The 12,477-nt window shown below is 36.5% G+C and carries 11 protein-coding genes; 9 read left to right on the forward strand and 2 right to left on the reverse strand.

Features of this window, described 5'->3' with window-relative positions; translation table 11 throughout:
- Positions 1-652 precede the first annotated feature (652 nt).
- From JO950_RS08130 to JO950_RS08145, 4 genes are all read left to right on the forward strand, one after another.
- On the forward strand, positions 653-2,371 hold the full coding sequence (locus tag JO950_RS08130) for an alpha-keto acid decarboxylase family protein (protein WP_202702191.1): 1,719 nt from the start codon (positions 653-655) through the stop codon (positions 2,369-2,371).
- A gap of 43 nt (positions 2,372-2,414) precedes the next feature.
- Positions 2,415-4,409: a hypothetical protein gene (locus JO950_RS08135; RefSeq protein WP_202702192.1), complete on the forward strand. Its 1,995-nt coding sequence runs from the start codon at positions 2,415-2,417 to the stop codon at positions 4,407-4,409.
- 558 nt (positions 4,410-4,967) lie between these two features.
- Positions 4,968-6,233: a hypothetical protein gene (locus JO950_RS08140; RefSeq protein ID WP_202702193.1), complete on the forward strand. Its 1,266-nt coding sequence runs from the start codon at positions 4,968-4,970 to the stop codon at positions 6,231-6,233.
- Between the two features lie 7 nt (positions 6,234-6,240).
- Complete coding sequence (locus JO950_RS08145; RefSeq protein ID WP_202702194.1) at positions 6,241-6,681, forward strand: hypothetical protein; 441 nt, start codon at positions 6,241-6,243, stop codon at positions 6,679-6,681.
- A gap of 74 nt (positions 6,682-6,755) precedes the next feature.
- On the opposite strand, the gene JO950_RS08150 is transcribed toward JO950_RS08145, so the two are convergent.
- Together JO950_RS08150 and JO950_RS08155 are read right to left on the reverse strand one after the other, a co-directional pair.
- On the reverse strand, positions 6,756-8,405 hold the full coding sequence (locus tag JO950_RS08150) for a S41 family peptidase (RefSeq protein ID WP_202702195.1): 1,650 nt from the start codon (positions 8,403-8,405) through the stop codon (positions 6,756-6,758).
- 17 nt (positions 8,406-8,422) lie between these two features.
- Positions 8,423-8,872: a hypothetical protein gene (locus tag JO950_RS08155; RefSeq protein WP_202702196.1), complete on the reverse strand. Its 450-nt coding sequence runs from the start codon at positions 8,870-8,872 to the stop codon at positions 8,423-8,425.
- Between the two features lie 285 nt (positions 8,873-9,157).
- Here JO950_RS08155 and JO950_RS08160 point away from each other — a divergent pair, with 285 nt between their 5' ends.
- From JO950_RS08160 to JO950_RS08180, 5 genes are all read left to right on the forward strand, one after another.
- Positions 9,158-9,526 carry a helix-turn-helix domain-containing protein gene (locus tag JO950_RS08160; RefSeq protein WP_202702197.1) on the forward strand — a complete coding sequence of 123 codons (369 nt, stop codon included), beginning with the start codon at positions 9,158-9,160 and terminating at the stop codon, positions 9,524-9,526.
- Positions 9,527-9,618: 92 nt separating this feature from the next.
- A complete protein-coding gene (locus JO950_RS08165; RefSeq protein ID WP_202702198.1) occupies positions 9,619-10,623 on the forward strand; it encodes an LLM class flavin-dependent oxidoreductase in 1,005 nt (334 codons plus the stop codon).
- Between the two features lie 168 nt (positions 10,624-10,791).
- Positions 10,792-11,010 (forward strand): 4-oxalocrotonate tautomerase family protein, encoded by a 219-nt coding sequence (locus tag JO950_RS08170; RefSeq protein WP_202702199.1) that lies wholly within the window; start codon positions 10,792-10,794, stop codon positions 11,008-11,010.
- A gap of 24 nt (positions 11,011-11,034) precedes the next feature.
- A complete protein-coding gene (locus JO950_RS08175; protein ID WP_202702200.1) occupies positions 11,035-11,769 on the forward strand; it encodes an SDR family NAD(P)-dependent oxidoreductase in 735 nt (244 codons plus the stop codon).
- 132 nt (positions 11,770-11,901) lie between these two features.
- Positions 11,902-12,249, forward strand: coding sequence for a transposase (locus JO950_RS08180; RefSeq protein WP_202702201.1), 348 nt, complete (start codon positions 11,902-11,904; stop codon positions 12,247-12,249).
- The last annotated feature ends 228 nt before the right edge of the window (positions 12,250-12,477 follow it).

Consider the following 12,477-nt stretch of genomic DNA (forward strand, 5'->3'; position numbering starts at 1 on the left):
TTTGTGATATTCCGCTTGTAGTAATACGATGTAATTAGGCTAAAAAGAAGTAGCTCTAAGGCGCAGATTTAAAAATAAAAAGAAGTATTTCCAGGCTTAAATTTGGATTTGTAATAAAAACGTGGGCTGATAGAATATCTAAATTAGAAAAACTTAGGGATATCAGGACAGCGTAAAAATACCCTTTTTTAAACAATCTTATAGTTTGTAAAATATTAATTTTCAGTTACTTAAGTGTTAATTGATGTTTTTGCTTTATATTTTTAGAAAAAAATAACGTCAGAATTTCCGCATAACATCAAAATTCTAATACGGAAAAGCGTAAAATGGTCATTTTTTTAGGTCTATTTAATTGTTATACAGGTCAGTATATTTTTATTCGTCAATTGTCGAGTCATTTTTTGTCTAAAAAAAAGAAAAGGGCGATAATAAAGAGACCAACCTTTGTTCTAAATGTGAAAACTGATCTCATGCTGTTATTTGGGTTTCTTATGGATAAAAATTCGGCACTCATGCCTTTTTTTTAATTTGTGTTTTGGCAGACTGGTAATTTTATAAAGAAATACAAATCAGGAGATCACTTTAAAAGAATACCAGAGAAGAGATCTGCTGTCCAAAACAAACAAGACTCCTAATTTAGAACCGCCAAACAATGAAACCTACAAAAGAATTTACAGTTGCAGATTATCTGCTCACCCGACTCAAACAATTAAATGTTACCGAGGTCTTTCAGATCCCGGGCGATTATGTGAAACATTTTACACAAGCTCTCGAAGACTTTAACGGAATTAAAACCATTGGAACATCAAATGAATTAGATGCTTCGTATGCAGCAGACGCCTATGCCCGTACCCGAGGTTTAGGAGCGGTATCTTTGCAATATGGGGTAAGTACTTACAGCGCATTGAATGCCATTGCCGGTGCTTATGTCGAACGCAGTCCTGTGGTTGTAATTAGCGCTACACCCGGAGCAGACGCAAGGCAAATTGGAAATATGTACAATGTACTTTATCACCATTCTACAGGCAATCTCAATGCCGATCAGGAAATTTTTGAAAGAGTAACCGTTGCGGCCGAAACGCTGAGCAGCTCTGTAGATGCTCCTGAAAAAATCGATAACTTAATTATTGCGGCACTTACACATCAGCGTCCGGTTTATATAGCCTGTTATAAAGAGGTATGGGGTGAACCTTGTCCTAAACCTTCCAATAAAAAATTAGAACCTAAGATCATAAAAAGCGAAGCAGCGGAATTGGAGAATGCAGTTTCGCAAGCCTGGACACAAATCAGTCAGTCAAAAAAACCGCTGATTTTTGCAGGAGTAGAGCTTTTACGACACAATTTATCAAAGCAGTTAGAGGAACTTATTAAAGTAACTGGAATGCTGTACACTACAACGTCACTCGGAAAAACAGTTCTTGATGAGAAAGGAGATAAGTTTATAGGAACGTACTCTGATCAGGCTTCGATACCTGAAGTGATTAAAATAGTGGAAGCTTCAGACTGCATTTTGTCTTTGGGAACGATTATTACCGATGACTATTTATGGCTGGTAGAAAATAAATTTTCAGCTATGATCCAGGTAACCACACAGGAAATGCGGGTAGGTTATTTTACTTATGAAAATGTAACCTTAAAAGATTTCATCGAAGCCTTAACCGAACGTTTCAAAAAAGCTTCTGGATATCCTTTAAAAGCAGTAGCTCCCGCTCAGCCAAAATTTCCCGAACCATGGCGATCCAACTCAGACCCTAAATACAACAAAACTCCCGAAGTAATAACATTCAACCGCTTTTTTGAGAGAGCCACTTATTTTCTGGAAAAACAAAAAATGCTGGACGATATCGTATTCACTTTTGGGGTCAGTTCTTCTATGTATGTAGCCACCAATATGTACGGATTATCTAAGAATGCCTTTATTTCTTCTGCTGCCTGGCAGTGTATCGGTTTTGAAACTGGTGCTGCTTCCGGAGCTCAGTTAGGAAGTGGTAAACAAGCCTGGACTATCGCAGGTGACGGTGGTTTTATGATGGTAGCACAAGCGCTTTCGACCCTGGTAAAATACAAAATCAACTCTGTAATCTTCGTGATGAGCAATGGGGTATATGCCATCGAACAGGTATATGTTGACATGGACTCTTTTAAAGAAGGTTCGTCTCATAAGTTTGATGAATTTGATATTCTTCCAAAATGGGACTATCAGGCACTTGCCAAAGCATTTGGAGCAAAGAGCTACCGTGCTGAAACCGTAAAAGAATTAGACGAAGTACTTCTTAAACTAAAGGAAAAAACAGATCTGCCCACTCTGGTAGAAATTGTAATTCCTCAAAAAGACCTGGCACAGCAGATGGAAAGGCTGGGGAATGAATAAAACAACTAGTAAAAAGCAATAAAAAAATTAAAAACATAAAATCATGAGCAAAAAAACATACTCTATTTTTGGAGCCGGTGCAGCCGGACTCTATACAGCGTGGAGATTACTGGATGGAAAATCCAAACGCGACAAAAATGAAAAAATGCTGATTAAAGGCGATGTATTAGAACTCTACGACTGGGGGAAATATGATTTTTCTAAAAAAAACCAGGGAACCAGAGAGGCAGGAGCACGCGTTTGTACGTGGCATTATAAAGACAACAAAGACAATTCGTATCTGGAATTGGGCGGTATGCGATATTCATATTGGGACGGCACTCCACAAGGAGCAGGACATCGTGTAGTCACAAAAACGATAGAGAAACTGGATTTAAAGAAAGATTCAGTTGAATTTAACGAATCTGCTGATCCTTTAATGTCTTTGCGTACCAAGAACATGTATGTCTCAGATGTTAATTCGAATCAGCCGGCTCCTTATTTTACTAATAATTATGGTGAAGATGCTCCGCCAGATGATGGATTCACCACCATACAATCTGTAGCAATCACAGCAACGTCAGGTCCTGTTACCCGTAGAGAATGGTGTAAGTTTTATGAGAATGGAAAGATCGAGATTGACATGCCGGACAGTTCCATCTTTCAAAGAGGAGATTTACTAAAGGATATTGGATATTGGAATCTTGCCTATGACAGACTTGGACAAGAAGGATTTGGCTATCTGGCAGATGGTAACGGCTATAGCTCCAATGTAGTAAATAGTCATAGTGCCCAGTCGTTTAATGTTAATGACGAGTTTACGCCGGGAACAGAATATAAAACGCTGGTAAAAGGATATTCCAGCTTATTTGTTGCCTTATTTGAGGAAGTTGAAAAACTAGCCAAACAAAAAGGAATTACGCTGAATTATTTTCCGGATACCCGATTGCGTTCGATTTTGCATACTAAGGCAGGGATTCGTTTTACTACCGCAAAACGCGCAACTCCGGATAAACTTGCCGATAGTAAAATATGTGATGCTGCATTCTTGGCCATGCCTCGCGCATCCATTGAGCTGGTAGCTCAGGCAACACGTTATACAGATGATGAAGGTCAGGACATCTTAAACCACGAAGAAGTACAGCTCTATCTGGAATCTGTAATTATGGAACCTTCCTATAAAATAGGGATGTTTTTTACTACACCATGGTGGAGAACAACCGAAGCCGGAAGCCCAACTTATCCTGCCAAACTAACTAGTTACTTTTTAACGCAGGAAGGAATTGCTAAACTGAAAAAAGAAAAATTTCCTTCTAATTATCTGAAAGCAATAGAATCAGCAAAAAATCCCGTTATTATCGCGACATCGTTTAACGATAAGGCCAGTTTTATAGCTGCGGTAGAAAATGCGATTCAGGAACGCCTGACTTTTAAAGAAGAAAAGCAAATCTCAGCTATAGCCGAATTAGATACCATTGGTCCAAGTATTACCGATATGCCGATCCGACAAGTGGTTTATTTTGGTGATAATGCCCTCAATCAAAAAGGGGAAAAAGTGTATGGTATTTTGGCCAGTTATGACGACATTCAATACACCACATTTTGGAAAGCTTTAGAACTTGGCCCTCATGGAACACGTGAAATTCCGGAGTCCAGAGATTGTCAAACGCTAGAGGGGCCGCGTGTAGCTACTCCGGTAATGGTCAAAATGCTTCGTTCGCAACTGGCAGCATTACATTTTGGACCACAGACGGATTATTCGGCCGTACCTGAACCTTTAGAAACCCGATATATGGACTGGTCGCTTCCGCCATTCAATGCCGGATATCATGCCTATAAATCACACTATAATCTGGGTGATGTACAACGAAAAATTAGAAAACCTTCACAACTCGTTCCAAAAGCAGACTGCGATATTTTTATCGTTGGAGAAACCTATTCAAACGATCAGGCCTGGGTAGAAGGCGCCTTCTGTACCGCCGAATCGGTTCTGAATGACTTCTTTGGTATCGAACCAATTATAGATGAAAAATACTATCCATTTATCAGTCCGGAATAGTAGATTTTGGACTGTTTTTTAACCGCAGAGATCGCAAAGGTTTACGTAAAGTACGCAGGAATAGTAGGCGGAAGGATACATAAAACTGTGTGTTAAAACTAATTGCATCCAGAAAGTTAAAGGAAACAACAAAACAGGCGATTGTATTGGAGTTTGTCACTCCAATACAATCGCCTGTTTACTTATCTGAATAAATCAGCAGTTTTAACAATGAGTATTGCTATTGAAAAAACGATATGCTTTCTACTAAAAATAAAAAAAATCTGTATTAATCCGCGTTTTCGTCCTGTCGAATCTACCTAATCCGAGTGCAATAAAATACGGTACTTAAAGCTAGCGGAAAACAAATTGGTAAGTTAAAAATCTACAATGTTTATTTAAACTAATTAAAAATAAATCATAAAATTGTGTTTTTATAAGAATTTTATTGCTACCATTGTGGTGCTGGATTGATATAACTTTTTCGTAGTATGGTGATTTATTGCTATGGTATTTAAAATTATTTAATCTGGGACATATAATTCTTTGAGATTTAACCAATATTAAATTAACTAATCTATGATGCACAAATTAAAAAATGTTACTTCTGTCTTTATTTTTATAAGCATGACTCTTTTATTTTCGAGATGTCAAACAGAAGAAATAGAATCAAACAATGAAAGCCTTATTACTGCCAACGCAAAAAAATGGTTTGAAAAAAGCGAAACAAGCTTAGATGTATTAAAATACACAAAATTAATAGATTGGAATAATGCTGTTGTTATTAACGAAGAGGGAAGAAAAGCCGTTGAGGTACCTCTCGTCTTACTAAATAATACTTCTACAAATGTCGTTGAGGATAAAGATTATAAGAGTTATATGCGATTACTTTTTATTGAAGACGAAGAAGGAATATTTAAAGTATTTGATATTGACTATACTACAAAAGATATAGATTTTGATAATAATAGCAAAGAATTCAATCTTTACAAAACGGGTACCAAGTATTCAGGATATATAACGGTTCAAAGTGCTAAAAACAAAGTTGTGTATTCGGGAAAATTTGAAAAAGGAGAACAAGTAAGTCTTCATAATCTTGACCAAGGCAAAAACACAACAAATAGGACAGTTTGTACTTATTACGTTACAGTGGGGCCCTATACTAAATGTAGTAATTGGATGTGGGTTCCGGATTATGGGCCTGGAAGTTTACCTCCCGGGTATATGCCGGGTATATCTGGTCCTATGTATGTAACATGGTCTGATGACATCCTACTGAACGCACCACAGGAGGCAAAAAAAATAGCAAATAGACAGGATTATTTTAAAAATTTTAATTTAAACTCAGAGGGAACACTTCATGTTTATGTAGATCAGCCTATTGCAAATAAATCTGACGCCTATGACGGAATGGTCAATCCTGAGGTTGGTCATACATTTTTAGCTATTGAACAAAACGGAATTGTCAGAGTTATTGGTTATTATCCTTCAAATGGAGTGAATCCTTTTACTTCACCAGGTTCTAGCCCCGCCTACCTTAACGATAGTGGACACTCTTATGATGTTAGAATATCTAAAACATTAACTGCTTCACAGTTATCTGAAGTAATTTCAAAAATTACAAATTACTCTGGCCAATACAATTTAAATACAAATAACTGTAGCGATTTTGCACAACAAATAGCAGCAACAGGAGGTTTAAAATTACCTAATACTGATGGATCTTGGCCGGGGGGAGGAGGAACAAACCCAGGAAATTTAGGGCAGGATATTCGAAATATGGCACTACCTTCGGGTGCTAGTATTAAAACTACTGGGGGAATAGCTCTTTCTAACTCTAAATAAACGAATTATGAAAAATTTAATGATTAAATGTTTACTGATTTTCCTTATAAGTTGCAATGTGCAAAGTCAAGAAGAAAAACTGATATTTAATTTTATTGCTGCTTGTAAAGATAAAAATATCGAAATACCTGTTATAAAAGATAAATACATTTGCGAGGGCAAACAGCATACAGAAGCAAAAGCTACTTTAGATAAATTTTTAACAGATGGTATTGCTTCCATAAGAAAAGAATTGCAATCTAAGGACTTATCAAAATTAAAAATAATAAAAGCAACGAATGACAAAGAAGTTCAAAAAGAATTTGTAATAACCGATTTTTCGAAGGTTTTTATTTTAAAAGAAAACAAAAAAATAGTACTGTATTTTTTAATTGAAAATGATAGAATAGCCGCTTTAAGTGTTTTGAATAAGGGAGGCATTAAAAATTTTATAATATTATGTAATTAGCCTAAAATAACAAAGCTCCGGATTTCTTCGGAGCTTTGTGTTTATAGGGGGAAATATTGTAAAACTAGAATTAATTATTTAGCAATCAGCTTAAGAACAAATTCCATTTGTGTGTCCTTCTGTTCAAAAAAGTCATCCAGAGTAGGCCATACTTCATAGTCGGGCATAATACCGTGACCTTCCGGCTGGTTCGCTTTTTTAGGTGCATCCTGTACGACATTTACAATTGAAAATTGTGTTTTTACTTTTGAGTTAGGAAGTTCGTAAACCAATGGTGAATGTCCGTTGTGAACGTAGTAACCTCCAACGGTTTCCAGACCTACTATGGTAACATTATCTACATATGCTTTTACCAAAGAAGCAAAATGGGAAGCAGCTGATGCCACATTTTCATTAATCAAAAGATAAAGCTTGCCTTTAAAGAGCGGCGATTTAGGATGGTAAACCGGATTGTATTTCTGATCCTGAATACTGATGTTGTTTTGGAATACCGGATACAGTGATTTCAGGTATTCTTTTCCCGCTTTTAGAGCAGTACTATCCATTCGTTCTGAAGTTGAAGTACCCCAAAAATACTTTTCGAGAGGTAAAACATTAGGGTCGAATAGGATGACAGCCTTTTCATTTTCCTTGAAGGGTTTATCGGTAAGGTACATAACAGGCTGTTCGAAGTTAGGATCACTGCCTCCCGGATTATTTCTAACATCAATGATCAGATTAGCAACCTTATTTTTGTCCAGTGCTGTAAAAATGCTGTCCAAAAATCGAACATAGGGTTTAAACTTAGGATCGTCTGATCCATAGGCCATACCAAAAAATCTTAGATTCAACAAACCTGTAGCGGGGTTAATCATACGGAAGCTATACGGAGACTGTTTTTTATAATCTAGTAAATCAGTAACCGGAGCACTAAACCTGTTTTTAAGATTGGCTGTTCTTTCCTTTAGCGTTACGGCACGAAGCACTGTTTTTTGAAGAGCCTCCGATTTTGGTACGCTGTATTCTATAATAAATTCATCACAAAGACCATATTCGAGCAGGTAGTTTAATCCAAACGATTTATTGACACTGGCCGATAATTTTTGGACAAGATGATGACCATCTGTTGTATAATATTTGTAGAAAGAGCGCATTAATTGTGCATCATTTATTCCGTTTATACTTTTTATTCTTGAACCTGGAGGGATATCCGATGATTGACCGTCAAAAATAATTTGTCCGTTAATATAGACTAGAGGAAAAGGGAAAAAGGACTTTTGTCTGTTCAGAAAGTTGATTAAATCGAGATCGGGAATGGTGTAATTGTGTAAACTTCCTTCATAATCGGACAGGCGAAGCATTATTTTGTAAAACTCGATAGTGCTCATGGGCTTTTTAATACTTTTAAAGGCACCGTTGTAAATACTGTCTACCTGTTTTTTAGAGCGGTATTGATACAAACCGGAATTTGCTTTTTCGTTTATTGTTCGAAGTATTTTAAGATCCTCCTGCATTTGTTTTGGCGAAAGTACTTTATTGTACAGCATCAAACTATCCTTCATGATCTTAGCAGAGCTTTGGGCCTGAATAGTACAGGAGAACGAAAACAGCCATAAGAGGGTAAAAACCGACAGCAGATTTTTAGGATTCGTAAATGCGTTCGTTATTCGTTTATAAAAACAAATAGTTGTAGTAATAGAGGTACGGTACATGGTTTTGGGATGTTTTTTTGTAATATTTTTCAAGCTTAGGGTTAGAGTGGTTAAGCCAATTGTTGTTTGATGTTTTTGGTATTCAGAAAAAAGAGCAGCTGGTCTGCTTTTTTAGAATTTTCTCCAAAGTCAATCAAATTATTAAAATCAATGATTAAAGACTCACCACTGTTAAAGTATATTTTTAGCCGGTCAGCACCACGGCCATTAAAAAAATTCCAGCTTTTAATTTCGGATAAAAGAATGACCTGATTTTGGATTTTAGTATAGATCGGTTTTTTATCCCACTCTAATGTAAGGGTATCTTTGTCACTGTTGCAATCAATGCTTAATGTACCGGTGAATACGTATATCAGAAAAAAGAAGAAAATAAAATGAAAAAATAAGAGGAGAAGATAGTGCGTTTTAAATCCTATAACTGCGGATAAAAATCCTAGAATTGGGATAGAAATTAAATAAGTGATTACCATAAAGGTAACATTTAAGGTTTTAATTTTCATAATTTAAAATTTAATGATTTTGTCGGTGTCGGTCTTTAAAAAATCTTCCATTTATATTTTTCGAATATACTAATATATCAAAGAAATTCCTTTCAAATAAGATGTTTTTCTAGAATTTAGAGGATGTATTTGTTTTAGGTGGTAATAATTATCTTTGCAGTACTTGTTTACGGACTTCTTGCCTTTTTGAAAGACGTAATGTCCAGTTGTAAATACCAAAATAAGACGTTTGTGTCTGTTTAAATGCAGCTTAGGTTAGCTGAAAACTAAAATAACTATTGATTTATGTACGAGAGAAAAATAGAAAAAGAGTATTCCTGTGGTATAGAGATTACAAGCGAAATTATTGGCGGGAAATGGAAACCTACTTTGATCAATCTTATTCATGAAGGGATTATTAGACCAAGCGATCTGCAACGAGCCATGCCGGCTGCATCAAGACGTGCGCTCAATATTCAATTAAACGAACTTCAGGAACATGGTATTATAGAGAAAAAAATATACCCTGTTTTACCGCTTAAGGTAGAATACTCCCTTACAGAATTTGGAACCTCTTTGCTTCCAATAACCCTTGCCATGGAAGAATGGGGAAATAAATATCGCGAGCATTTTAGAAAACTTCTTGAACTAAAAAAAGAAACAACCAATAAATAGCGTAGTTATAGGGAATAAGTTTGCCGTATCTGAATCGTTATGCCGTTATTGTGGCAGCTTTTTTTTGGTGCTAAATTTGCAAAAAAAAAGTTATGATTCATTTAAGCATATTAGATTATTCTCCTATTGACGAGAAGAGTAATTCAAGAGAAGCCTTAATTGCAACCACAAAACTGGCTCAACTTGCGGATAAATTAGGTTTCAAACGATTTTGGGTTTCTGAGCATCATGGAATGCAGACTTTAGCCGGAAGTAATCCCGAAATGTTAATGATGCACCTTTTAGCCAATACACAAAATATACGTATTGGGTCCGGAGGTGTGATGCTGCAACATTACAGTGCATACAAAGTAGCAGAAGGCGTAAAGCTTATGGAAGCTTTGTATCCCGGCAGGATCGATCTTGGTATAGGAAGAGCTCCGGGAGGAGATAAAATCACACACTCGGCACTAAACCTTGGAAAGACTAGAATTTCATCCTATGAACAGCAGGTTAAAGATTTAAAAGCTTATTTGAGCGGTCAGGAAGAAATAAATTCTTCGTTTCCGGGTTTAGTCCCATCACCTGTTGTCACTACCGTACCACAATTATGGTCACTGGGAGCAGGAGGTAATGGAGGATTACTCGCCGGTAGGGAAGGTATGTCTTATATATTCGCGCATTTTATTAACCCTGGCGGAACTGGATTGCAGGCCACAGCAGATTATTTCTCCAATTTCAGTCCTTCGGTAATAAGCTCTAAACCTCAAAACATGGTAGCCATTTTTGCGGCAATTGCCGAAACAGAAGAAGCTGCCGAAGAGCTTGCTAAAGGATTTGATCATTGGATGTTAATGATAGAGTCAGGACGTGAAACTCCCTACTACATGAATTTTGACAGTATTCAGGAGTATCCTTATACAGTGGAAGAGAAAGAAATGATCAGGAACAACAGAAGAAGAATTATTGTTGGAAATCCGGATAGTGCAAAGCAACAAATCGAGCAGCTTGCCGCCGCATACCAAACCGACGAAGTAATGATATTGCCCCAGATTTTTGGTAAAGAAAACAGAATGAAAACCCTCGAATTACTGGCAGAGGCATTCGGGTTGGAGTAATTACTTCACTTACATAGAGAAGCGACAAAAACACCAAGCTTCTTACTCTCTAAACAACACTGAAAAAGAGACATGAAAGGAAATTTTTCCTCTTTCATGAAGGGATTCTATTGTCTACAATTTAATTAAAAAATCAAATAACTGCGATAAGCATAAAACAAAAAAGTCATGCCATTCATAAAAATTGAGATTACGCGAGAAAGCGTAACTAAAGAACAGAAACAAATCCTTATAAAAGGAGTAACCAATTTAATTACAGAAACCTTAAACAAAGATCCGCATTTGACCCATGTTGTAATTCAGGAAGTAGATCTCGATAATTGGGGATATGCCGGAGAACAAGGATCAGTAATAAGAGAAAGGGCTTTACAGAAAAAAGAAAAATAATAAATTCAATAAACAATAGAAACAATGAAAAAACAAACAATAGTAGTTACTGGTGCAGCATCAGGAATAGGAAAAGGAATTGCAAAATATTTTTTAGACAGAGGGGATAATGTAGTTATTAATTCATTACTGCAAAGCACCCTTGAAGATACATTCAATGAATTAGGAGCGGGAAATAATCTTGCGATGGTTGCCGGAGATGTAAGCGATAAACAAACCGGTGAACAATTAGTAAATGTAGCACTTGAAAAGTTTGGATCAATAGATGTATTGATTAACAATGCAGGGATTTTTGACAGCAAACCATTTCTAGAAGTAGATGAAGCCTATTTGGATAAATTTTTGAACACCAATTTTAAAGGGACTTATTTCACCACACAAGCCGTAATTCCTCAAATGTTGCAACAACAGGATGGGGTTGTAATTAATATTGGGACACCGCTGGTTAATCATGGTTTTGGAGGGTTGCCTGCTACTGCACCGATATCAAGCAAAGGAGCTATCCATGCCTTAACGATTCAGTTAGCGGCCGAATTTGGAAAACAAAACATTCGTGTCAATACCATCGCGCCAGGTATTATACGTACACCAATGCATGGAGATAACGCAGATCAAAGTGCCGGTTTACATCTGTTAAACCGTGTAGGTGAGATCGATGATATTGCAGAAATGGCGTATACGGTTGCAAAAAGCAGTTTTATTACAGGTTCAATTATCAATGTTGATGGAGGTAAAGGAGCCGGACGCAACTTAAACTAAGGATTAAATCATTTTAATGGATCAAGAACAAAACCTGGGGAGAAAAGGCTGAAAGCCAGAAAAGGGATCAAGAGCAAAACCTGGGGAGGAATGTCAAAATAAAATTAGAAATTTGTAATCTAAGAATTAGATATGACACCTATAGAGCTTTTAAAATTTATGCTTCCTGATTTTTTAGTAGAATACTTTGAAGTAGTTTCTACTACTAACACAGAAGAAGTATTGCATCTGTATTTTGAAGAAAAAATAAAACCTCCACAAGAGTTTAATTCTTTTGAATTGATTTCTAAGGGGTTTCTTGATGAGATTACTATTCAGGATTTTCCATTAAGAGGTAAATTTGTGTATTTGCACATTAAAAGACGCCGTTGGACTAATAAAACCAATGGAGAAATCATCAAAAGAGATTGGACTTTAGTAGCTAAAGGGACTCGCATGACTCAGGAGTTTGCGACTTTTTTAAAAGAAATTAATAGATAAGAGTGCTACAGATTGTCATACTATTGGAGGCTTTTTCGGAGTTAACGGAAAGAGACTCCAAAGACAATACAAAAAACATTTAAGCTCGTTTAATACATGGGCTCCACGCGAACATGCGCACCAATGGATGATTTACCCTGAAAACATGGGCACTCATTTATCCATTGACGAGGTGGCTTTGTCTCAGGGGGAACTTTATACTATCCTGACCAACAAGAAATTCAAAGG

Source organism: Flavobacterium sp. UGB4466, from assembly GCF_903469665.1.
GTDB classification, from domain to species: Bacteria; Bacteroidota; Bacteroidia; order Flavobacteriales; family Flavobacteriaceae; genus Flavobacterium; species Flavobacterium lipolyticum.